This is a genomic window from Bdellovibrio sp. HCB337, from assembly GCF_047302465.1.
Classification (GTDB): Bacteria; Bdellovibrionota; Bdellovibrionia; order Bdellovibrionales; family Bdellovibrionaceae; genus JACMRP01.
Genome location: NZ_CP178621.1, coordinates 3,039,036 through 3,062,886 on the forward strand (window position 1 = coordinate 3,039,036; position 23,851 = coordinate 3,062,886).

The 23,851-nt window shown below is 46.8% G+C and carries 20 protein-coding genes and 1 tRNA gene; 10 read left to right on the forward strand and 11 right to left on the reverse strand.

Going from position 1 to position 23,851, the window contains the following annotated elements:
• Positions 1 to 6 precede the first annotated feature (6 nt).
• From ACLWBB_RS14685 to ACLWBB_RS14705, 5 genes are all read left to right on the forward strand, one after another.
• Entirely contained in the window at positions 7 to 5,004 is a 4,998-nt protein-coding gene (locus ACLWBB_RS14685; protein WP_413288297.1) for an Ig-like domain-containing protein, read from the forward strand.
• Between the two features lie 129 nt (positions 5,005 to 5,133).
• The gene (locus ACLWBB_RS14690) at positions 5,134 to 5,445 is read left to right on the forward strand and encodes a hypothetical protein (protein ID WP_413288298.1); all 312 of its coding nucleotides are present in this window, start codon (positions 5,134 to 5,136) and stop codon (positions 5,443 to 5,445) included.
• 162 nt (positions 5,446 to 5,607) lie between these two features.
• On the forward strand, positions 5,608 to 6,081 hold the full coding sequence (locus ACLWBB_RS14695) for a carboxymuconolactone decarboxylase family protein (protein WP_413288299.1): 474 nt from the start codon (positions 5,608 to 5,610) through the stop codon (positions 6,079 to 6,081).
• Positions 6,078 to 6,578, forward strand: a complete 501-nt coding sequence (locus tag ACLWBB_RS14700) for an RrF2 family transcriptional regulator (RefSeq protein ID WP_413288300.1) — start codon at positions 6,078 to 6,080, stop codon at positions 6,576 to 6,578. Before ACLWBB_RS14695 ends, ACLWBB_RS14700 begins: the two co-directional genes overlap by 4 nt.
• Positions 6,579 to 6,654: 76 nt before the next feature.
• A complete protein-coding gene (locus ACLWBB_RS14705) occupies positions 6,655 to 7,212 on the forward strand; it encodes a hypothetical protein (RefSeq protein ID WP_413288301.1) in 558 nt (185 codons plus the stop codon).
• On the opposite strand, the gene ACLWBB_RS14710 is transcribed toward ACLWBB_RS14705, so the two are convergent.
• Entirely contained in the window at positions 7,209 to 8,159 is a 951-nt protein-coding gene (locus ACLWBB_RS14710; RefSeq protein WP_413288302.1) for a hypothetical protein, read from the reverse strand. The genes ACLWBB_RS14705 and ACLWBB_RS14710 overlap by 4 nt on opposite strands.
• Positions 8,160 to 8,439: 280 nt before the next feature.
• Between ACLWBB_RS14710 and ACLWBB_RS14715 the strand changes: the two genes are divergently transcribed.
• Positions 8,440 to 9,648 carry a sensor histidine kinase gene (locus tag ACLWBB_RS14715; RefSeq protein WP_413288303.1) on the forward strand — a complete coding sequence of 403 codons (1,209 nt, stop codon included), beginning with the start codon at positions 8,440 to 8,442 and terminating at the stop codon, positions 9,646 to 9,648.
• A gap of 386 nt (positions 9,649 to 10,034) precedes the next feature.
• Here the strand turns inward: ACLWBB_RS14715 and ACLWBB_RS14720 are convergent.
• From ACLWBB_RS14720 to ACLWBB_RS14735, 4 genes are all read right to left on the reverse strand, one after another.
• Positions 10,035 to 10,111, reverse strand: a tRNA-Arg gene (locus ACLWBB_RS14720).
• 68 nt (positions 10,112 to 10,179) lie between these two features.
• A complete protein-coding gene (locus ACLWBB_RS14725) occupies positions 10,180 to 10,848 on the reverse strand; it encodes a TPM domain-containing protein (protein WP_413288304.1) in 669 nt (222 codons plus the stop codon).
• 2 nt (positions 10,849 to 10,850) lie between these two features.
• On the reverse strand, positions 10,851 to 11,576 hold the full coding sequence (locus tag ACLWBB_RS14730; RefSeq protein ID WP_413288305.1) for a TPM domain-containing protein: 726 nt from the start codon (positions 11,574 to 11,576) through the stop codon (positions 10,851 to 10,853).
• Between the two features lie 14 nt (positions 11,577 to 11,590).
• Positions 11,591 to 12,184, reverse strand: coding sequence for a LemA family protein (locus ACLWBB_RS14735; RefSeq protein WP_413291612.1), 594 nt, complete (start codon positions 12,182 to 12,184; stop codon positions 11,591 to 11,593).
• 45 nt (positions 12,185 to 12,229) lie between these two features.
• Here ACLWBB_RS14735 and ACLWBB_RS14740 point away from each other — a divergent pair, with 45 nt between their 5' ends.
• The 3 genes from ACLWBB_RS14740 (at position 12,230) to ACLWBB_RS14750 (ending at position 16,038) form a co-directional block, all read left to right on the forward strand.
• Entirely contained in the window at positions 12,230 to 13,882 is a 1,653-nt protein-coding gene (locus ACLWBB_RS14740; protein WP_413288306.1) for a class I SAM-dependent methyltransferase, read from the forward strand.
• Positions 13,883 to 13,941: 59 nt separating this feature from the next.
• On the forward strand, positions 13,942 to 14,577 hold the full coding sequence (locus ACLWBB_RS14745; RefSeq protein ID WP_413288307.1) for a hypothetical protein: 636 nt from the start codon (positions 13,942 to 13,944) through the stop codon (positions 14,575 to 14,577).
• A gap of 168 nt (positions 14,578 to 14,745) precedes the next feature.
• Complete coding sequence (locus ACLWBB_RS14750; protein WP_413288308.1) at positions 14,746 to 16,038, forward strand: SBBP repeat-containing protein; 1,293 nt, start codon at positions 14,746 to 14,748, stop codon at positions 16,036 to 16,038.
• Here ACLWBB_RS14750 and ACLWBB_RS14755 read toward each other — a convergent pair.
• Together ACLWBB_RS14755 and ACLWBB_RS14760 are read right to left on the reverse strand one after the other, a co-directional pair.
• Positions 16,035 to 16,745, reverse strand: coding sequence for a TrmH family RNA methyltransferase (locus ACLWBB_RS14755; RefSeq protein WP_413288309.1), 711 nt, complete (start codon positions 16,743 to 16,745; stop codon positions 16,035 to 16,037). The two genes, ACLWBB_RS14750 and ACLWBB_RS14755, sit on opposite strands and share 4 nt — an antisense overlap.
• A 7-nt stretch (positions 16,746 to 16,752) precedes the next feature.
• Complete coding sequence (locus tag ACLWBB_RS14760; RefSeq protein ID WP_413288310.1) at positions 16,753 to 17,964, reverse strand: acyl-CoA dehydrogenase family protein; 1,212 nt, start codon at positions 17,962 to 17,964, stop codon at positions 16,753 to 16,755.
• 109 nt (positions 17,965 to 18,073) lie between these two features.
• On the opposite strand from ACLWBB_RS14760, the gene ACLWBB_RS14765 reads away from it, so the two are divergent.
• Positions 18,074 to 19,189 carry a competence/damage-inducible protein A gene (locus tag ACLWBB_RS14765; protein WP_413288311.1) on the forward strand — a complete coding sequence of 372 codons (1,116 nt, stop codon included), beginning with the start codon at positions 18,074 to 18,076 and terminating at the stop codon, positions 19,187 to 19,189.
• Here ACLWBB_RS14765 and ACLWBB_RS14770 read toward each other — a convergent pair whose 3' ends face one another.
• The 4 genes from ACLWBB_RS14770 to ACLWBB_RS14785 all read right to left on the reverse strand — a co-directional run bounded on the left by ACLWBB_RS14770 (position 19,190) and on the right by ACLWBB_RS14785 (position 23,850).
• The gene (locus ACLWBB_RS14770; RefSeq protein ID WP_413288312.1) at positions 19,190 to 19,957 is read right to left on the reverse strand and encodes a hypothetical protein; all 768 of its coding nucleotides are present in this window, start codon (positions 19,955 to 19,957) and stop codon (positions 19,190 to 19,192) included. It abuts the gene before it with no gap.
• 85 nt (positions 19,958 to 20,042) lie between these two features.
• On the reverse strand, positions 20,043 to 21,284 hold the full coding sequence (locus ACLWBB_RS14775; protein ID WP_413288313.1) for a hypothetical protein: 1,242 nt from the start codon (positions 21,282 to 21,284) through the stop codon (positions 20,043 to 20,045).
• 129 nt (positions 21,285 to 21,413) lie between these two features.
• A complete protein-coding gene (locus ACLWBB_RS14780) occupies positions 21,414 to 22,658 on the reverse strand; it encodes a hypothetical protein (RefSeq protein WP_413288314.1) in 1,245 nt (414 codons plus the stop codon).
• A gap of 148 nt (positions 22,659 to 22,806) precedes the next feature.
• Complete coding sequence (locus ACLWBB_RS14785) at positions 22,807 to 23,850, reverse strand: hypothetical protein (protein WP_413288315.1); 1,044 nt, start codon at positions 23,848 to 23,850, stop codon at positions 22,807 to 22,809.
• Position 23,851 lies beyond the last annotated feature (1 nt).

A 23,851-nucleotide genomic window follows, 5' to 3' on the forward strand; every position in this document is an offset into this window, starting at 1 on the left:
CTTAGCATGCAAACGGTACGTCGCTGGGCTCAAAGAGCACTCTTATTAACCACTTGGGCAAGTCTTGTGGCTTGTTCCAACGCCAAAACTCAGGTGGATTTTTTAAAATCCCTGGTCGGTGATGACCTATTCCCTGGCGTCGTTCTTAAAATCAACGGCGCGACTTCCGCAACAAGCAACAACCCTACTCCGATCTTAGAAGTCTCCGGCTTTTCGGATTCTACGAAAGTAGAACTCTTCACTTCTGCAACTTGCGACGTCACTCAAAAAGTCGGAGAGATCAGCACGACGGCCTCAGACACTTCTGTGAATATGAGTCCCAGCGCTTTGAGTTCCGATGGCGTTTACGAGTTTTATGCGATTGTTACTTCAAGCCTTGGACTTACTTCTGAATGTTCTAAGAACAAAGTCACTTACACTTACGATACGATTGCGCCAACTGCTCCCTCCGGAGTGAGCTTGGTGACCGTGGTTCATAGTGACAGCACTCCGGATCTGCAAGTAACAGGTCTTGAGATGAACTCGACAGTCGCTATCTTCACCGATGCCGCTTGTTCTGCGTCTCTGGCATCAGCCCTAGCAACTAGCACAAGCATGAACCTGACAAGCTCTGCGATCATGGAAGGCACTTACCAGTACTATGCAAATGCTGTCGACCGTGCTGGCAATACCTCAACTTGCAGCAGTGCTTTTGCACAGTATGTTTATGACATCACTCCACCGGCCGTTCCAACAAACGTGAGTCTTGCAAGTGGCGTAAATAGCCCTGATAACAACATCACTCCAAGTGTCGATGTCGATGGTCTTGTGGCTGGTGATACAGTTAAAATTTACTTAGATTCTTTATGTATTTCAGAAGCTGCTTCCATGGTAACCGCGTCGTCTCCGCAAACTTTGACGGTCACGCCTGCACTCAGTGTTAGTGGCAACTACTTCATCTATGCAAAAGCTCTTGATGCTTACGGCAATGCCTCGGCTTGCTCGACGGCATTTGCGACTTACACTTTGGATATCACAGCACCAAGTGCTCCGACTGGATTGTCACTTACAACTCCGGCCTCGAGCCCTGGTAATGTCAATGCACCGATCATCACAGTAAGTGGAGTTTCATCCGGCGACTCCATTGGCCTTTATAGTGATGCCACTTGCTCCAGCATCGTTGGCGGAGGTATTGCGGGTGGCGTTAACATCGCGATTGGCGCCATCACTCTGAGCAGCGACGGCAGTTATGATTACTATGCAAATGCTACGGATTCCGTTGGCAATGTTTCGGCGTGTTCGACTGCAAAAGTAACTTACGTCTACGATTCAACACCGCCAACAAAACCAAATTCCATCACGCTGTCAAATCCAGCTTCAAGCCCAAGCAATGTGACTCAGCCGACATTGCTCGTGGGGCCAATGACAAGTGGTGATACTGCAAAGCTTTATTCAGATGCTTCGTGCTCAAGCCTTGTAGGGACAGCTGTGGCTTCAGGATCCTCTGTCGGAGTTACTCTTAGCACGGCATTGAGCACTTCTGGCACATACACTTACTACGCACAAGCTTTTGACGTCGCTGGCAATAGTTCTTCGTGTTCGACTGCGAACTTATCTTATGTCTTTGATAACATTGCGCCGTCGGCTCCATCTTCAATGGCGCTGACTTCGCCTATATCAAGTCCGGGCAATGATACGACGCCTACGATCACAGTTTCGGGACTAACAAATGGCGATGTGATCGGTCTTTATAGTGATGCGTCTTGTACAACGCAAAAAGCACAGACTACCGCTGCTGGTGGTAATGCCGTCCTGACATCGTCTGCTTTGCCTGAGGGAAGTTATACGTTCTACTCAAAAGCCACAGATCCTGCAGGCAATAGTTCGGCGTGTTCTTCGATCTCTGTCGCTTATGATCTTGATTTAACAGCTCCGCCTGCACCGAACTCTTTAAGTTTGATTACTCCAGGATCAAGCCCTGGTAATATTGCTTCTCCGATGATGCAGGTTTCGACTGTTAGTAATGATGATGTCGTTAAAATTTACTCAGATGCTTCCTGCACGACCGAAAAAGGTTCTGAGACTGCGAGTGGTAGTTCTGTGATCGTGACCTCGTCAGCTCTTTCAAGCGCTGGCAATTATAATTACTACTCGACAGCGACGGATCTTGCCGGAAATATGTCAGCGTGTTCATCGGTTTCTTTAGCTTACACGTATGACAATATTTCCCCGACAGTGACGAACGTGACTTCATCGAATGCAAATAAGAAATACGGACCTGGCGCCACGATTTCAATTCAAATAACTTTAAGTGAAGTTGTGAATGTCACGGGCAATCCGACACTGATGTTGAATACAACCCCTACTACTCAGTATGCGACTTATACAAGTGGTTCCGGAACCGACACACTGACCTTTACATACACGGTGGTCTCGGGTGATAGCCAAGCGGATCTTAATTACTCTTCGACATCTGCATTAGCACTGAGTGGTGGTCTTATTAAAGACACGGCCTTGAACAATGCTTCTCTACTTCTACCTGCGACGAATGCCAGTGGAGCTCTGGGCATCAATAAAGATATCATCATTATGCCAAACCCACCGAAAGTAACTTTGGCTGGGTCTCCGTCGATACGTATTAATGAGAACGACCCGGCACAAACTCTCCAAGTTGATTTAGAATACGATGCTCACTACTCGATGACCGTTCACGTCGCTGACTACAGCACAATGATAAGTGGTTCAGAGTATATTCTTTCCACGAATAACGTGGTGATTCCTGCAGGGAGTATTGCGCAAACCTTTACCTTGTCAGTGACAAACGATGCGATCTCTAATGGGTTCCGTCGCATTCGCTTGGCCATCGACCATATCAACGGGGACTTCCCCGGTTTGCTAGCAAAGATCTCACAAAAAGAAATATATATTCGCGATGATGAGTCTGCAGGTCCTGCAGCTGCAAGTTTAGCCCAAGGGTTTGGCGGCAACCACACATGCGTTCTTAAATCCGGCGGTACACCGAGCTGCTGGGGCTCGGGCGCCATGGCCCAATTGGGTGATGGACTTACCAATACCCGTTTTAGTCCTCAGACACCTTCTGCAATGAGTGGTGGTTACTACAGTCTTACCACGGGAACAAACCACACATGCGTTTTGACGAGCGCAAACAATGCAAAATGCTGGGGTAACAATACCAATGGGCAATTGGGCGATGGTTCAAATACACAAAGACCCACGCCTTATCAAATCAGCCCAGATACCTACAGCAAAATCGCCGCGGGACAAAACTACACTTGTGCCATCGGCTTTGCCGACAATAGCTTGTGGTGTTGGGGCTTAAATTCGAGCTATCAACTCGGTGATGGCACCACAGGACAGAAACTTTCTGCTGTCGAAATTGATATCGGCGTGGATTACGCGATGGTGGCCCCTGGCGCACTTAGCACTTGTGGTATCACTACGACTGGCGTTCTGAAATGCTGGGGCTTAAACAACGTTGGACAACTCGGTGATAACTCTACGACGAACAGACCTACTCCTGTCATCGTCGATAGCGGAGTCTCGTATACGAAGGTCGCCGTCGGTCAAAACCATGCTTGTGGTATCACCCAAACAGGGGCCTTGAAATGCTGGGGAGCTAATACCTATGGACAATTGGGTGATGGCTCTGGAACGCAGAAATTAGTTCCAACGATTGCAATTGCATCAGGTGTCGCCGATTTGGCCGTGGGATCTGTGCATACGTGTGCGCTACTTTCAAATGGCGACATGAAATGTTGGGGCAATAATGATGTTGGCCAAGTCGGAGATGGAACCATATTAAGTCGCAATGCCCCTGTGGCCGTCGCTGCTGGCGTTATTAGCATAATGACTGGAAGTTCACACACCTGTGCTCTGGCGTCTAATGGCGAAACAAAATGCTGGGGTTCCAATTATTACTCTCAGTTAGGCAGCTACGATGCGTTTGCGAAAGTCGCAAGCAGTGTAGATACGAATTTCACCACGGTGGCTGCTGGTAAATATCACAGCTGCGGACTGACGACCTCGGGTGCTGTTCGCTGCTGGGGTGAAAATACTAATGGCGAAGTTGGTGATGGAACCCTCTCTGCTCGTACTTCTCCGGTGCAAGTTATTGATAGTGGAGTTGTGCAAATTGCCGTGGGAGAATATTTCTCTTGCGCTGTTTTTGCGTCTGGAAAATTGCAGTGCTGGGGATCAAACACAGATGGCCGCTTAGGAGACGGCGTCGGCTCGGGCCGCCGTCTACGCCCTTATGACATTATCGCCTCTGGCGTACTTGAAGTCGACATGGGCAACAACAACGCCTGCGCCCGTCTTGATAATGGCTCTGTCCAATGTTGGGGCTTCAATGGGCCTGGTGGTAAAGTAGGAAATAACTCTTCTCTTCAACAAAATACTCCGGTGGAAGTTTTGAATAGCTCCTTTGGAGCAATTGCTATCAGCGCCGGCCCCACTCATGCCTGCGCCCTAAACAGTTCAAATATTCTGTATTGCTGGGGGAATAATACTAGCGGTCAATTCGGTATTGGCTCAACAACAGGCTCCATGATTCCAGTAAGTACGGGACTGAACTATTCACAAATTTCCGTCGCCAGTGGCTATACTTGTGGAATTCAAGGCGGTGCTTTGTATTGCTGGGGATCCAATGCCAGCAAACAGCTCGGCGATGGAACTACCACTGATAGCAGTACCCCCGTCCTGATCGATAGTGGAGTTGGTTATTCTCAGGTCTCTACAGGTCTGATCCATACTTGCGGCGTCACGACCTCTGGTGGCGTGAAGTGTTGGGGATCGAACTCTAATTATCAAATCGGTGCGCTTCCTGGAACAACGCCAGGCTTCCTTGTGGCAAGTGGTGCCGCCCAAGTTTCTGCCAGCGAATATAACACTTGCTATAAACTTTCGACCAATGATGTAAAATGCCTTGGTGCAAATACCACAGGTGCTATCGGCAATGGGGATCTTTCCCTCTTACGATTGCCAATCCACGTCTTCGGTCTCTAGTTCCTGCTCTTGCTCTTGCTCTTAGATTGTGCAGTGGAGCAAAAAAACTTTAAATTTTCTAGGAAGAGTGCTTGCAGATTTTTATCCCTCCTGCAAAGCTGTGGCTCGATTTTACTATATGGAGGGTTCATGAAATCGATTCTATTCTTGGCTATTACAGCAACAGCTATGTCTGCAAATGCAGGTTGGTTCCTTAAGCGTCACACTGGCACATTGACCAGCACGTCTAACCACTATCACTGCAGTTTTAAAAATAAAACCAACAACTCTTTGGATATGAAGTATGTTGTGTTCTACATGGACAGCACTTTTGATAAAGGTGGCTCTACGACTCAGCAAGATCGTATCGACCATGTTATCCGTTCTGGCGAGAGCGCGAAGTACTCTATGGAAAAACCAGTTCATTACACTGTTAGCCACTGCACTTACTTGGCTCGCTAAGAAGGTTTCCTTCTTTCAAAATAAAAGGCGCGGTGTCCCCGCGCCTTTTTCTTTTTACACATAAACACCTGAAATTACTTGTATTTTATCATTACCTCAGAAGCCGTATTGACAAATTCTTATTACGGATATATTATATCTGTAATTAACAAGGAGTCCTAGATGCAACGTCTTCACTATTACCCACAAATTCCAGAAGCCATGGCTAAAATGACCGAGCTTGAAGGTCTTATTAAAAAATCCTCTATAGATCGCCACCTCATTCATTTGGTTAAACTACGTGCTTCTCAAATCAATCGCTGCGCTTTCTGTGTTGATATGCATTCAAAAGAAGCTAAGATCGATGACGAAAGAGAATTGCGCCTCTATCACGTCGCGGTTTGGGAAGAGTCCCCGCTTTTTTCACCAAAAGAAAAAGCCGCATTAAAATGGACTGAAGCTCTGACCAAACTAAGTTCCGAGTCGATTGATGATGCGCTTTACTCTGAAGTAAAAGAACACTTCAGCGATAAAGAATTGTCCGAGCTGACTCTAGCCATCGGCATGATCAACTTGTGGAATCGCTTCGCAGTACCCTTCCGCTCTGTTCCGGGATCGGCCGACAAAGCATGGGGTTTAGATAAGGCAGGTCTATGACTTTAGGCAACCAAGTCGAATGGGGACTTCATTGTATGGCTGTGCTGGGCGGTTTGCCCAGCGATACGAGAATCTCTTCCAAGTTTCTCGCCGAGTACCATGGCGTCCCTAAAGAGTACTTGTTAAAGTCTTTGCAACTGCTTTCAAACGCGGGCCTTGTCGATAGCTCTTTGGGACCCAAAGGTGGTTACCGCTTAGCCAAGGCCGCGGACCAGATTACATTCCTAGAAATCGTCGAAGCCATCGAAGGCCGACAAAATACTTTTCAGTGCAGCGAAATTCGCAAGAACAATCCTTGTATCAAAAATAAGAAATCTTTTTCTGCGAAGTGCCTGATTGCGCGTTCTATGCATCAAGCCGACGAAGCCTGGCGCGAGTCTTTAAGAAAAACGAAGCTCTCTGAAATCATCAAAGAATTTGTGGCTACCACAGATCCCGAACAACTCCGAGCAAACGCCGAGTGGTTCTCAGAGCACGTGTCTCAAGCCTCAAAATAAATTTTCACCGACTTTTTTCAGATGCTACTTTTAGCAAATTGTGGGACCTTTCAAAAAAAAGGTATTGAGGTCACCAATGAGCCTAAATCACGTCGCCCTACTTGTTCCTTCTGTTAAAAAAGCTGCCGCAGTGCTAGAAAAACACCATTTCGCGATTGGGTCCGCCCAAGAATGGGAAGGCGAAGGCACACTGGAAATTTACGTAGGCGAATTAAACTCTAAGAGCGCCCTTTTGCTATTAATGGAACCTGTTAAAGAAGGGGCCTATACCCGAGCAATGAAAAAGCGCGGTCCGGGACTTCATCATTTGGCCATCGATGTTTTAAATCTTGAAAGTTATATTGATGGACTATCGGGATCTGGCTGGCTCTTGCATCCGAAGAGTCTCCACACCATCAAGCATTCTCAGACAGCTTATCTGGCGCGGCCTGGAACACCTATGCTGATCGAAGTTCAACAACGCGAAGAGATTTCTAGCGAGCCCAGCTTTGTGCAAAAGCTCGAGATGCCATTGACAGCACTCGATTCAAAAATGCTGATGGCATTGGGCCTTCATCAAGTAGTGCCCTCTCAATCTGTGGACTCTTGGATTCAGATTGAGGGTGTTCGTATTAATTTGAAGGATCTTTACTAAGGTTTACGCTCTAGGCAATCCATTCTAAAGAGCGGAGATTCTTTATCGCCTCCGTCTTCAGGATTGAATTCAGATTCAAAGTAAAAAGAATTTCCATCTGGGGAATACCCCACGGCTTCTAATTGTGAAAGGAAATCTCTGAGATCGATCACACGATAATCTTGATTTCTTTTCCAAGAACGTGAGTTCGGAACCTCGTTCATAATCTTGTTCATGCTGATTTCCATGAAGTTCTCATAAGAGGCAATTAAAAGATTCTGACCGTCAGGACTGATATCCATTCCTGTCGCCATCCCTCCGAAAAGACCATAGTTATAATTCAGCCACGGAAGATCAATAGTCCCCACGAATTGCAGAGTGGAGTCTTTCAAGCCAAAGGCCGACCTTGACAAGCGATACAGCTTCCCAGCGTAAGAGCGGCGCTCCCCTTCTTCATCAGCTTCTTTCGTCAGAATATAAACATCACCAGTTTTTGGATGTACAGCCATACTCTCGGCATTGTGAGGGCCATCTGGATATTGGAAGGTTACTTTTTTCGCAGTCGCAGCAATATCTTGGAATGTTTCAGTCTCGGGAAGAATCCAAAGATCGAGTGTCTTACGATTTTTCTTATTATCACCAATGTCGCCAAGGAATAAACACTGGCCAACATCACAAGGCCCCATAGAAACGTCTTCGATATCTACAACCTTTTCAGAAGTAAATAGAACTTCTTGCGTGTGGCCGCCCAAAAGATCCGTGATATAAAAAGCGCCGAGGTCCTTAGAATCATTATGATGATAAATACGATCCGGGAACTGCTTAGACACTGTCAGGCCGCTAACTTCTTTCAGCATCTTCGTATCTAGAAGCCCCAACTTTTGAGGTGCCGACCACTTCGTACAAAGCTGAGCATTAGCGATAGAAACCAAGCCAGTCACAAAAACTACCGATAAGATACGAAACATATTCCCCCCACGCACAAAACGAGGGCTATGGTATCTTCTAATGCTTATTTGTCATTTGCTTTTGCGGCATGCCTCACGGTGCCATGCTTTTATTTTCCACCCACAAGCTTTTCGAGGTGCTTTATGGCACAGGATTCGTAAAGTTTCGGGCCCTAAACTTGGCGTCACTTTCATTGATAAAAATGAATGTTTTCGTGAAAGCTCCATTACCTTTGGCACCTAGATAGGTCTAGATTATTAGCTGGTTCTATTCTCGTGATAAGTGCCAATTGGAGGTGCCGTGATATCTTCTAAATCATCTCCCCCATTTCTGCCGGACGAGCGCCAAAAGACCGATGCAAGTTTGGCAGCAGAGCGTGAGAAAACAAACGATTCGCTAGTGAAATCGCGCGAAGATACGGAACAGCTAATAGATCAAAGCGTTGTGACTGAGAGAGCCAAAGCAGATCAGTCAACGACCACCACTCGTACAGCCGCTGATGCAAACAGAGACTCTGACCGAAATTCAGAAAATTATGACATTCGCGACGAGAGACGCAATAGTGATGAACGACTTCAAGAGGAGCGACGTCTTGCAGATATAGCAATTGATCTTGAGAGGAAACGCGTAGATTTTGCTATCGATAGCGAACGCGAGTTAAAAAGTACCATCGCTAATCGTTTACTGAGCGCTGAACGCAACATTACCGACCAAAATTTAAAAGAGGAACGTTTTCAGACTGATACCGAATTTCATCATTCCTCGGATCTCTTAGAACAAGAAGTCAGCGAACATCTTAAGACGAAAACAAGTCTGACCTCTCGCGAAGAGATTCTTGCGATCGTCAGCCATGACTTGCGCAACCCTATCGGAGCGGCTTCAGCGTGCGCAAGCATGCTGCTGGAGGATCCAGCCTACGAAAAGATAGATCCCGAAGTTAGAGATTTGATTGTTTTAATTAAACAAAGTGCCGATACCTCGTTAAGACTCATTGCGGACCTTCTAGATGTGGAGCGCGTGGCTCAGGGGAAATTGGCAATCAACCCCATAGACTGTTGTATGGGAGACCTAGTTCGAGAGACCGTCGAGACTTTTAAAATGGCAGCCTCGGCGAAGTCCATTCAGCTTCGAACCACTCCTTTCGATATTAACTGTGAAAGTTATTGTGACCCAGATCGCATTCGCCAGGTCATTTCAAACCTTATTGGGAATGCTATAAAGTTCACTCCCAAAGGCGGAATGGTCACCATAACCGTTGAACCAGACAACAACACAGTACAGATTTCAATTACAGACACCGGACCTGGTATCCCGGAAGAGAAGAAAGCGCAAATCTTCGAGCGCTTCGCACAGATCGGGTCTAAAAATCGCACTGGTTTAGGACTTGGTTTATACATTTCAAAGATGCTCGTCGAAGCCCATGGCGGGAAAATCTGGGCCGAGTCCAAAATTGGAGAGGGCAGCAAGTTTATCTTTACGATTCCTAGAAAAAAATTTCGAAAAGATTGATGGTTATCATCATGGCCATTTTGCTGAACTCCGAGATCTGCTCTGCTCGTGCACAAATTCCTTTCCCAAAATGCGAGTTCCGCAAGCGCCCATAACAAAGTGCTACCCAAAGCCAACGGCTGAGGAAAGAAATGCCATGATGGCATTTCTTCGCGTAGTCCCGTAGGGATTTCTGCCAGGATGGCAGAAACACTGTCTGAGCATTTTGGGAAATGAATTTGGTGCGACCGGAGAGATTGATGGTTGCCATCCTGCCAACCACCGCTTCGCGGCTGCCTGCGGCAGTCCAAAATGGCCATCATGGCCATTTTGTCGAACTCACGGGAGTTCTTCAATTCCCCAGACGCATCAATAAAAAAAGCCACCGCGTGGGTGGCTTTTTTTATTGGTGCGACCGGAGAGATTCGAACTCCCGACACCTTGGTTCGAAGCCAAGTACTCTATCCAGCTGAGCTACGGTCGCATTCGTAAGAGATCCTCAGTATCTAACACTGAATCCCGCCCTACATCAATATTAATGACGCACGATATCTATTCTTTGATAATGAGCTGATTGCTAAGTTCGTTAGCAGATGTGCTCGATGGGAAATGAGTCTGCAAAAGGCCGCCCGTTTGCTTGATCGCCTCTTGGAAGCCGTCTGACCAAGAGCCCTTTTTCAGTTGGCCCATCAAGGGTTTTAGAACTTCATTCCAGGTTTGTGGTGGAAGAACCTTGGCTATCCCCTCATCAGCCAAAATGACTGCTCGTCGTTCCATCACAGAGACAAAAATCAAGATGCCTGTTTTTTTGTTCGTGTGATTCAAACGATGCAAGAAAAACTCTAACTGAGCACGTTTCTCGACTTGGTCTTTTTCATCTTGGTCCGAGGTCAAAAATCTTTGCACCGATTGCAGATGGGACAACCACCATGCTAGCACCATCAAAAGAATCAAGAATAAAACCTGATACCCCCAGTGCTCGAGCAAGAACGGCATCCAGTCATTCAGATACCAGCCGCCGACACCTAACATTTCAACGCCCAAAAATAGAAGCGCGAAACTCAAGCCCAGAATCACAGGCACATGACGAATGGCAGAGCTTCTGTGCACGATCATCGGCACGATCTCGCCACTGGTGGATTGCTCCACCGCCTGCACAGCTTTGCTGATGTCAGTGATTTCGCTTTCAGAGAGATATTTCTGTACCCATTTATCTGCCATAGTTACCAAGAGCCCGAAGCTCCGCCTCCACTGAAACCGCCACCGCCGCCAGACCAGCCGCCGCCTCCTCCGCCACCAAAGCCCCCGCCACCGCCGAAGCCACCACCATAGAAACCACCTCGGCGGCCTCCACGGAAGGATCTTGACGGCATAAAGCGCCCGATGAAGAGAAGTAAAAGTAAGATGACAATAACGAGCCAGCCCGGAATTGATTTTTGCGGAGCCGGCGCTGGATCTGCCAAATGTTGATCGGCGTATTCTTGATCGACGTACTTAATGATTTGATAAACACCGACAACAACACCCGCTGAAAGATTGCGGGCTTTAAAAAGCGGCAATACCGTATCATCGATAATGCGTTTTGCGATCACATCGGGAAGAGTGCCCTCAAGCCCCTGCCCGACTTCGATACGCAGTTTTCTTTCGTTGGGTGCAATTAGAAATAAAATACCATTGTCTTGCTTCTCAGTTCCAAGCTTCCATACGTCGGTGATTTTGATGGAAGCTTCTTCGATGGTGTAATCCTGCAAGGACTCGATCACCAAAACTTGGATCTGCGCTTTGCCCTTGCTGTTGTAATCACGAATGACCTGTTCCAACTCGCGACGGTCTTGGGGGCGCATCACGCCCACTTCGTCCATCACAGGCCCGGTCAAGCGCGGAACTTTGAATTCCGCCCAAGCAAAGCTAGCAAAAAATAAAATTACAAAGAAAAGACTACGGGTCATTTTCAAAGGTTACTCTAGAAAGTCACTTGTGGTGGTTTTTCTACAGCGCCTTTTTCTTCAGCGGCAACATCCCACTGAGGCATTTTCTCGTGATGATAAATCAAAGAGTTCGTCCAGCTCGTTGGTGGGACTGTCACAAGATTATTAAAATCTTGAACTGATTGAATGTATCTTTGACGAGCCACTGTGATGCGATTCTCGGTGCCCTCAAGCTGCGCTTGTAAATCACGGAACTGAGTATCTGCTTTCAAGTTAGGATACTGCTCAGACACCACCATCAAACGACCCAAAGCTTGAGAAACTCCGCTTTGTGCTTCTTGATACTCTTTCAGTTTTTCAGGTGTAATTTTTGTTGGATCCAAAGTTACTTGTGTCGCTTTTGCACGAGCTTCGATGACAGACGTCAATGTTTGCTCTTCGTGTTTTGCGTAACCCTTAACCACGCTCACAAGATTTGGAATCAAATCTGCTCGACGTTTGTATTGGTTCGTAATTTCAGCCAAAGAGGCCTCGACCTGGTTCTTAGACTGTGGAATGGACTGAATTCCGCAACCAGAAAGTAAAGAAGCGGTTAAAAATAGAAGTGTTAAGTTCGTAAGTGTTTTCATCATGCTGCAACCTCCAAATGTGAAGCCAATGTACTGAAACTCCCCGTGACCGACAATCAAATCCGTGTAACGCTTAAGGGCATGGGCTCTTCTCATTCAGACTTCATATTCACGCAAAAACCCTCGGGCTATAACACCCATTCGCCGGATATTGGCAAAAAAGGTTACGTCGAAATCCTCTCTGAAAAATTACAGAAGGAGCTCCTCGTAGTTCATCGTTTAGACAAAGAAACTTCAGGAGCCATGCTGTTTGCCACAAATAAGCCTGCAGCGGCGGAACTGTCGAGTCTTTTCGAGAAGCACCTCATTTACAAAAAATATCTTTTTCTCACGGATCGCAAAATCGCTCCGGATCGCTTTGAATATGAGTCCACCATTGAAAAAGACAAGGGTAAGTTCGTAAATATTTCTGGCCGCACGCCTAACTCTAAGACTCTGTTCACCAAATTGAAGTCTTTGGGGCCTTACGAACTTTGGCAGGCCGAGCCAACGACAGGCAAACCTCACCAAATCCGTTTGCATGCGGAGGCCTGCGGCATTCCAATCTTGGGCTGCAAAGAACACGGTGGCAGCGCTTTCTATCGTCTGTGTTTGCACGCTGACACACTTAGCTTTGAATACAAATCACTTCCTTACCACTTCCAAGCGGAACTTCCGGTTTGGGTCAACGAACTTGATGCTCAACCCAACATCGAAGAAGAAGAGTTGATGATTTTGGAAGCTTTCCAGAAACGCCAGTGGTTGCTCGACTTCAAAGGCAAGCCCAGCGAGTGTTTCCGCTTAAGCCATCAAGACATCGATTCTTACAGAGTAGACATGTTTGGCGAGTATCTTTGGTTCTATTGGTATAAAGACAATGATCCTTCAACGAAAGATCTGGAACGTTTTCAGCGTGTGGCCGATCGTTTCGGTAAAAAGTATTTCGTGAGAAAAATGCTCAATCGCGGTGAAGACCCGAATGCGCAACTTCTTTGGCCAAGTGCCGAAAAAATCCGCTGGGTCTCTACCGAAAACGCCGTGAAGTTTGAATGCCGCAATGACACAGGATTATCTCCGGGACTTTTCTTAGATCAACGTGAAAACCGCAGATGGGTGCGAGAGCACAGCAAAGACAAATGTGTTTTGAATTTGTTCTCTTACACTGGTGGCTTTAGCGTTAACGCAGCACTTGGTGGCGCTAAAGAAGTTGTTACTGTCGATGTCAGCAGCAACTTCCTGGAATGGAGCAAAAAGAATTTCGAAGTGAACGGCCTGTCGTTGACTCCACCTGATGAAATTGCTGCGGGTCCTAAGATGGATTTCAAAACCATGATGTCGGATCAAGCTCCTAAACCTCGTTATGAATTTTGGGTGCAAGACAGTATTATTTTCTTAAAAGGCACAGCCCGTCGTAAACGCAAATTTGATGTGATTATCTGCGACCCGCCTTCATTTGGCAGATCTAAGAGTGGCACATTTAGCATTAGCAAAAACTACGAAGAGCTAATTGTGAATTGTCTCTATTGCCTTGCCAAAGGTGGCTTGCTACTCTTTTGTACGAACTATGAAAAGTGGACCCAAGCAGATCTGGTGCAAAACATTCAGAAGCTCAAAAGCCAATTTTACTTCACCGTTCTTTCTTCTCCTGGCTTCTGCTTGGACTTCGAACTTCCCGACGAAGACCCACTGATGAAGTCCGTAATTATTCGGAAGAACTAGGCCGGAAGGCCACAGAGCGCAGGCCCGGTGGGCCAGAGCTGAAGTAACTTGGAGATCTCGTGAAATTTGTAACTTTAATTTTTATTTCCATTCTTGCCGCAACAGCAGTCGCTGCTGAAGAGCCCGCAGTAGAGCTTGCAAATATCATCAAATGCCACGAGGCTCTTGATGGAAAATCTGAAGGCCAGACTCAAAAGCTGACTTATGAGGCCTCGACCCCGATTGTGCTTTCTCATGGCAAGAACTTGTTTTTTACAACCGACACCTCCATCTATGTTCTTGAAAACAAGTACCAAGGTAAAAGCTTGCTGATTCACCTTAAGAACAACGACAAAGATTTCTATCGCGAAATGGCCGTTGGCAAAAATGGCCGTATCGGCTTGGTGTCTTATGACGAAGTTCTTGAAACCAAAGAGGCCGTTGATCCAACACCAAGCTTAGATTCTGAAAGTCTTCTACTACTCAAGAAAGACATTCTTCACCGCGTGGATTCGATGACGACCGAATACCAAAACAAGTTCGATCCGAAAGATACCATGGATGCATTGAAGATCTGTGAATCCATCCAATTTCCCGGCTTACAAAAAAGCATCGAGAAGCAAAATGCTTACTACGAAGCACTCCTTAAAAATCCATCTGCCTACTTTAATGGCTTGAAGAAAAAACGCCGAAGTGCAGACATAAATTCTCAATAGAGAACATTATAAACATTTCTGTATTTGTGGACTTTCTCACTATGGAATGGCCTCACTTGGGAACATAATTTTCACTGAAGAATCCTTGAGATCCCCCCGAAAAGTACTGTAGCGGTGAGGGCATCTATGTTGTTTCGACAATGTTTTAGACTATCTCAACTTGTAATCTTGACGGCATTTTTAAATGCAGGTTGCTCCGTGAATACAGAGCTGCTGGGCAGTGAAACGCAGAGCTCGACAACTCCAAATACTACAGAATACCTTGTTCAATTCGGAGTCACTGGTGGCCTGTTCATGATGGGCGGCGCTGATTCTGATTCTGACGGCAATTTATATATCAATGGTATTGCTTCCGGAGACTATGGCGCTACAACACAAATCGGTACTTACGATGCACTGATTGCCAAGTACTCAAGCGCTGGAGTTCTTGAGTGGGCCGCACGTGAAGGGACAGCCGCCGGAATGGTGGTTGGGGGCCGCATACGCTATGCCGGTGGTTATGTGTACACCACTGGCTACACCCTGAATAGTATCGCTGGCGAGACACTCAATGGGAATACAGATCTCTTTGTCGCAAAATACGATGCAAGCACTGGCAACAGGATTTGGCTGAAACTCTTGGGAACTGCCACCTATGCTGCCAACGGCACCGACTTGCGTGTCGATAGCAATGGCAATGTCTTTGTCTGCGGGCACACCAATGCCCCTCTGGGTGGGCAAAGTTTGAATGGGTTCGTAGATGCCTTTATCGCCAAATACGATAACAACGGCAATCGCCTCTGGGTTCGTCAAGTCGGCGAGGCTTTAAGAACCCTGAATGGCAATGCTTTAGGGCTTGATGGTTCTGGAAACATATACCTGGGTGGCGTCTTTTCAGGTACCTATGATGGACACACAGCGGCCGGAAACATCGACGGTCTTCTTATTAAATTTAACTCGGCGGGCACCAAACAATGGAGCAGCACCTTGGGCTCTACGCCTGGCGCAGTTGTGGGAGTCTTAGATATGGCCATCGATAGTAGTGGTAATGCATACCTTGGCGGTTACACGGATCGAGATATTGATGGCAATACTCATGTCGGTAACAAAGACCAAATGTTAGCGAAATTTGACTCCAATGGCGTAAGGCAGTGGACCAAACTCTACAGCGGCCCTGCAGGTAGCTACCAACAGACCATGAGTGTCAAACTTGATTCAAACAATCATGTCATTACCGGTGGTGGCGATAACTTTAATGACGGCGGCACCTACGGTTGGACGATCCTTCGCTGGGATATCAGCACTGGCGCTCTTGTCGATGCCCTTCATGACACCGCTACTGGTGGTGGTGCTATGGTTTCAGACATGCATATCAGCAGTGACGGCTATGTCGAAGCTGTCGGAATGGTTTGGGGCAGCCTTACAGGCTATACTGTATCCGGCGCTCTTGATGGCTTCGTAATGCGTAAGAAATTGAACTAAGCCAAAGTCCCACGAGAGAACATCTCTTTAAGATAATCGACCGAAGAGTCCTGAGTGCGCATGTAATAAAGCGCTTTCAAGATGTCCTGCTCGTGTTGTGAAAGGTCCGCATTGCTGCCACGACGGTGAATACGATCTTGCATGATGTGATACAGGCACAAAGCACCTGCCACAGAAATATTAAAACTTTGCACGAAACCCGGCATAGGGATGATCATACGCTCATCAGCGGCATCGATCATTTCACGGCTAACGCCGTCTTTTTCATTTCCCAATACCAATGCTGTTTTGCCTGAGAAATCGATTTCAGCCAGTGGTTTGCTGGCTTCTAAAGTGGTCACACAGATTCTGTAACCTTGGTCTTTCAAAGCCTTGATACAGTCTTTGCTTTGTTTCCACTTCTGAACTTCGACCCATTTGTCAGCACCTTGAGTAACACGGTTGGCTTCTTTAAACTTCTCTTGCGTTTCTACCACATGGAAGTTTGCAAAACCCAAACCTTCTGCTGTTCTCATGACAGCGCTGATATTACCGCGATCATAGATACCCTCTAGGACCACGGCTGTTTCGAAGTTACGACCAGCGACCACCCTGTCGATTTTTTGACGGCGCTCTGGGGTTAACAAAGGGCCGATATGCTGCAAAATCAGGTCGTAATGAACTGACAAGTGCGTATCAACAGGAATGCGGTCTGCGTGTGGAAACATCTAAGTCCTACTTATAAAGCGCTTCTGGAGATTTAGACAAATCGCGAGTGATATTCTTTTGGTGAGCCTCAAGAGTACCGCCGCCGATTTCAAGCAGCTTTGCATCTCTCCATAGGCGTTCAACAACGTATTCACCCACATAACCGTAACCACCCAATACTTGGATCGCGCGGTCTGCAACGTTTTTACCCATTGTTGTAGCCACAAGCTTCACACCGTCAGAATCCAAACGGTTGCCTTCTTTAGTCAAATCCATACGACGAGCAGTTTCGTAAACGTAAGCACGAGCTGCTTTGTACTCTGCATAGCTGTCAGCAATGTAACGTTGCATTTGACCGAAGAAGTTCAAAGGTTTGCCGAAAGCTTCGCGCTCAGTCGCGTAGCGATTCATGATCTCGATAGATCTACGAGCAATACCCAAACTCATTGCAGCCAAAGTCAAACGCTCAAGCTCTAAGTTTTTCATCATGTGCAACATTGAATCGCCTTCTTGGCCGATCAAGTTCGCAACTGGAACTTCACAATCTTGGAACACAAGTTCCGCCGTGTTTGAACCGCGCATACCAAGTTTGTCTTGGATTTTTTGACCGACTTCGAAACCTTTGAAAGATTTCTCAACCAAGAATGTAGAAATTAGAGAGCGACCGTTTTTCTCGCCCGTCTTTGCGTAAACCAAAGTTAGGTCGCAAGGAGTTTTATTTTCATCAATAGTACCGTTTGTGATCCACATCTTACGGCCGTTCAAGATGTACTTGTCACCTTTTTTAACGGCTGTACTTTGCATGCCCATAACGTCAGTACCGATTGCAGGCTCTGACATCGACATAGAACCGATCCACTCGCCAGAGCAAAGTTTTGGCAAGTACTTCATACGCTGTTCATCGCTAGCGTTCATCGCGATGTTGTTCACGCACAACATAGAGTGCGCAAGATAAGCCAAAGTAAAACCTGGATCAGAAGCAGACATTTCTTCGTGCACAAGAACAGCCGCTGTTGCGTCCATACCCGCGCCACCAAATTGATCTGGAACCGTGATACCAAGAATACCCAACTCTCCAACTTTACGGAAAAGGTCCAAATTGAAGCGTTCTTTGCGGTCAAATTCATGGGCTTGAGGCTCAATCTCATCCTTAGTGAAGCCGGCGATTGTTTCGCGGAGCATTGAATGCTCAGGAGTGGGATTGTAAAGATCAAATTCTTTCCAGTTAAAATCAGACATTTGTGACCATCCTATTACGGTTTTGTAATCATCTTTTTTGCGAGTTATTCCCTTATAACGCAAGTTTAAAGCCATTTCGCTGCGATAAGTTATGCGCTATAGCTATCTAATGCTTGTAGCAGTCATAGGTGTCGGTACAGAGCTGACCAGTGGTCAGATTATAAATAGAAATTCGGCCTGGATCTCTAAAAATCTCAAAGATCTAGGAGTTCCTACCAGTTGCCATTTAGTCGTCCCTGACGATCGGGCGCTGATTTTAGACGCCCTCCGCTTTTGCGCTGAGCGCTCTGATACTTTGTTTGTCACAGGTGGGCTTGGCCCCACAACCGATGATTTTACTCGGGAATTGATCTCGGAATGGTCGCAGTTGCCTTTGGAGTTTGATCAGGCCTCTTGGGATCACGTGAATCACCGCTTAAGTTCTCGCGGAATTCAAGTGCGCGAATCCCAACGCCAACAATGTCTTTTCCCAAAAGGCGCCAAGGTTTTGACGAACCCCGAGGGCACCGCCAACGCCTTTCAAATGAGGGTGTTTAACAAAGACGTCTTTGTCCTGCCAGGGCCACCGAGTGAAATCGCCGCCGTTTGGAAAGGCGAGATCTCGGACTTTCTTCGCGATAAAACGAAGGACATTGATCAGTACATCACTTATTCCTGGGACACCATGGGGCTTGGCGAATCCGATGTCGCGCATATTGCCGAGAATGCTTTAGCTGGTATCGAGATCGAAAAAGGTTATCGAGTTCATCTTCCCTATGTCGAAGTGAAGATCAGCTTCCTTGCATCTGAAAAAGAAAAGTTAGCGCCTGCGATCTCTCGTTTAAATGAAGCTTTGAAACACATCACGATCACTCGCGATGGTGATGATGTGCCGACACTCATCGCCAACAAACTGACTGGCGTGCCGAAGCTGCATATCGTGGACACGCTGTCTGGCCAAGTCTTGCTAAATCGCTTAGTGCCAGCACTGCGCAGTTTTATGAGTGAAAAAGCCTGGAGTTTTTCAAGCACCAATAATTTCCACGCAGATCCGCAGAGTGTGAAGTTAGTTTTGAAAGCTTGGGATGCAACCAGTGCAATTGCCGAGATTCACTACAAAGGTGGAAGCTTCAAAACGATTTTCGAAGCTCCGTTTATGATTTCAAAAATGACTGAAAGAAAAGCTCTCTATTTTGCAGAACGCGCAATGATTTTCTGGCTGCAAAAACTCGAGGATATGATTTAGTTAGAAATACAGAAGAAAGCCAACGTCAAATCCACCAGTGGTTGCTGTGTAGTCACCAACGTTCGCCCCGGAAGCTGTCGCGCTTGAACTACTACTAGAGATAGAAACGTCTACTGCAAAAATCTCTTCTAGCGGGAACCATTTCAAGCCAAATGCAAAGGCTCCAATGCCGCCAATAAGACGAGTCTTAGAACCCGAGATATCAATATTTTCATTGGTGGAACCTGCCGCAAAACCAACGTAAGGAATGAGGTTATTGCCAGGTGCGTTTTCAATAAAATTGACCATGCCGCCAACTACGAAACTGCCAAATGCATCGCTATCAGAAGTATCATTGTCAGTCACAACGGAACTTCCCGCGCCCACGCCTAACTCGAAATGCCCCCAGTTATAATAATAACTAAACTGCAACGTTCCTCGAGATATATCACTCGAGCTCGTAGTACCAAGAACCGGAGTGAAGTCAGATTTCACACTTGAAGTTTTGTATTGCCAAGACATTGCATGCTGACGCTTTCGCAAAGAAGGAGGCGCCTCTTCAATCGGTTTTATCACCACAATCGGCGCTGGCGTCGCAGCCGGTGCTGCAACCGGTACTGGCGCAGGAGGCGGAACCGGAGTTGGAACTGGTGTCGGAGCTGGAGTTGCTACTGGCGCTGGTGTCGCAGCTTCAACCGGAGTTGCTGCTGCAGGGGCTGCGCTGCCCTCTTGTGCAGAGCTTGTTGTTAGAAATAAAAATACAGCGACAAAAAACAAAACACTTTTCATGGGTCCACCCTCTATAAATATGTTCCTGATTATAGAAAGGGTGCTTCCAAAAAACTATGAAAATGGCAAGGTCTGGACGATAGACCTAGAGCCCCTGCAGTTGTGCGTTCGTAACATTGGTATCGTAATAGTGAATACGCCGAATATAGCGATTACGAATATTACCGTCAGGTTGCGAACCCAGATACCCATAGGCTGGCGCGGGCAAAGTGCCAGAGGTATCTGACCCCACGGCCGCACGATTGATGGACGAAGTAAAACTGTTGGCTTTGTAGGTGATCGCTTGGCGATTGATCACTCCGGCTGCACTCAGTGTCGCAGAAGGAGCGAACACTGCAGAGCTCGCTGTCGTCACACCACTTCGCACGGTTGTATTACTATCAGAAATTTCAATCGAGTTCTGCGCAAAGGTGCCAGCAACATTCGTGTTAAAAAGACCAAAGACTCTGTAAGTGGTGGCGGCTTCAACTCCGATGTTTTTGTATTCCGCAAATAGAGTTCCGTTCGTTGCATTAAACCAGGTCATCGTATTGAAAGTTGCTGAATCCGCAGAACGAGTTACCGCTACTGTTGTAGTCGGAATATAACTTGTAGCTAAAGAGCCCGCCTCATATTGTGCGCCCCAAATATAGATCGAGCCCATGTCCCCGCCACTCTGATAAAGAGCGACCACAGCCCGCATAGGATTCGAGTTTGTTTTAGTGCCCGTGACTGTGTACCTCTGCCAACTCGTTGTTATTAACATGTCTAACTGACCAAACCAGGTGTAAGCACCGCCGGCTTCTTGAAGGTATAACGTCGCATGCCCTGAAGTATCACCCTTTGCATAGATGCTAAAAGTGTACGGAGTGCCTATGCTCGTTGTTGGAACAGGCGCTATCAACCAAGCATCGCCTGTTGCTGTGATTTTTTCAGCGGTCGTTGCGCCATCCGGAGCTACCGCAACATTGTGATTCACTGCCATCGCGGTGGTATTAGCATCCCAGCACGTTGTTTTGTCGATATTCTCACTGCAAGAAATCATATTCGTTGCACTGGCCTCCATCAAAAGGCCTTCAGGTTGCAGCGTAGTCGGATCATAACTAAAACGAGGAGTATTAATCGCAGCCGTTTGTATCAATCCCGAAGAGTTAATATAAGTCGCTGTCGAAGCACGTGTAAATGTTAACTGCGATGGTAACGATGTAAGCGCCGTAAAATCCCAATTCAGCGTGGGAGCTTTAGCTCGCAAAAAAGCAAATGGAATAACGTGCGAATAGCTGGTCCTCGCAACCACAGAGAAGAGAATTAAAACTGTCAACGTACCCAATTTTTTTTTGTTAATCACAAATTCAGGCTAGCTGACAAAACACCGACCCACAAATTGCGAACACTCATTTGTACCAAAACCAAACTAAAGAAATATATCTACGAGAGTCGCTCCCACAAAGAGTTTGGCACCAGTACCTGAAAAACTTTAAAGACCGACTAACTGTGAATTTGTAATTTGATTGTTGAAGTACTGAATCCGCCGAATATAGCGGGAGCGCATGTTCCCATCGGGTTGCGAACCGATGTAACCATAAGCAGGCGCCGGAAGAGTTCCCGAATTGTCATTGCTAACAGCTCCCCGATTAATAGAAATATAAAAGTTATTTGCTTTGTAAGACATGGCCTGACGATTAATCGTCCCTGCTGCATTCACACTTCCTGAGGGACTAAAGACTCCTGACGAGGCCGTTGTTACGCCAGTTCCGATGTTTGTGCCCGAGTCGGCAATCTGAATGGCATTCTGAGCAAACGTACCAGCCACGTTCGTATTGAAAAGTCCAAACACTCGATACGTCGATGCATTCTCAGACATAATATTCGTATATTCGGCAAACAAAGTTCCTTCGGTCGCATTGAACCAAGACATTGTATTAAATGTCAGAGTCTCTGCAGCCCTAGTTACCGTCGAAGTGCTCGGCACCGGGATATAACTTGTTGGCACTGTTCCCAGCTCAACTTGCGCACCCCAAGCATAGACTTGCGACAAGTGCCCGGCACCCATATAAATCAAGAAACGCATGGGATTGGTATTCGTCTTTGTGCCCGTGATATAAAATCTTTTCCAGCTGGTCGTCACGTTCACATTAGACTGACTCCAAATCGTATAAGCACCGGCGGCCTCTTGAATGGACATACGGACGGTCCCAGCCGTTGACGGAGCTTTCAAATAGATACTAAAAACATAAGCCGTATTCTGCGACGTCGTCGGCAAATCTGCATAAGTCCAAGAATCGCCAGCTTGGTTCAAACGATCCGCCGTCGTAGTCCCGTCAGGAGCCGTCGTCACATTATGTGTGACTGTCATCGGAGTGCCACCCTCGGTGTTCCAACAAGAACTCAAATCAAAGTCTTCGCTGCAGAGGTTTATGTTGGTCGCCGCAGGCTCCATCAGAAGGCCCTGAGGCTGCAATGTTGTCGGATCATAGTCAAAGCGTGGAGTATTGCTGGAGGCCGTCTGCAGAACCCCTGCAGAGTCGAAATACGTCGCTGTCGATGACCGTGTGAATGTCAGCTCTGACGGCAGCGCAGTCAGCGCTGTAAAATCCCAACCAAGTGTCGGTGGTTTCGCGCGATAAAAAGCAAACGGTAGAATATGAGATTGCACCGAGCTTTGACTCAGAAAGCACAAAAGAAAAGCCGCACGTCTGAAATAAGAAGTGTTTGCCCGCATGAACTCAGGTTATCTGAGTTCATTTTTTCTCACAAATTATGAACGGTCACTCGTACCAAAACAGAACTTAGAATTAGTCTGTGTTTTCATGGATCACCACGGACTCCCACTCTGATGGATCGTCACGGACGAATGCTCGCGGAGCGCTTTACTTTGAAAGATCCAAATTTCCTAAGCGTCTTCCCTTAGCATTCACTACAGGGAAATAAATGCGAGTGCCGACTTCAAAAAATTCGAAGCTTACAAATACATTCTGCAAGAAATCACTTTTGCCGCAGCCGAAATCATGTGGGGAGATCGAAAAGACCGACCCTAGCTGCAAAGCATCCGTGACTCCAGAGTAAAACAATGAAGAGGCTTTTCTTGCATAGTCAAAACGCATTTCGTAAAAAAGTTCCTGAGAAGCATTGTCTCTGTAACTGTACTCATCCGTCATCTGTTTAACATTGCAAAGAGCGGAGCGAGTGAATTTCTCTCCTAAAAGATCTTTCATAAGGATGCGATTGTCGCGCAAGGCTTCATCTGGGAAACGCTTATTGCGAATATCAAATGCCAATCCAGCTTTGATCTTAATATAACGATCGTCTTGATAGAGGCTTAATATGGACTCAAGGAATGGAAATAGCCACTGCGGATCTTGTCTATTTTCAAAATAGGCTTGAGTGTATTGTTCGGCACGAATCACATCTTTGTATTCGACTCTTGGTCCACGCAACCACATGCTTTCATGCACGATCATAGCCGCCTGCTCAGTGGGGCTCAACGTATAGAACTCTGGCAAAAGCACCGTGCTGCGATCATCAGTGTTTGTCACTGCGAAGATCACCACTTGGTCTTTGGGAATTCCCAAAAGCTTTGAGTAGTCTTCAACAAGCTTCTTGCGCAGCTCTGGATCCAACGCATCCCCCGCAATACGGTAGTAACGTCTGACTGGAGATGCATCCAAGAAAATCATCAAGCCGTCTTTAGTATCGTTTGTCAGTGGCAGACTGATAATTTCACGGATCAAAAGATCCAAGCCTGGAATTGCCTCCGCCAGCTCCACCTCTTGTTGAACTTTGCCGTGGGCAGAATAATAAGTCAGGTAACGACCTTCGATGTGAATGCCGCCGCCGCCATTGCGAACTTCGCGCGCTGCTTGAGAGTTAAACCCAATCAGAACCAAAGTCACCAAAGACAATACAAATCGCATT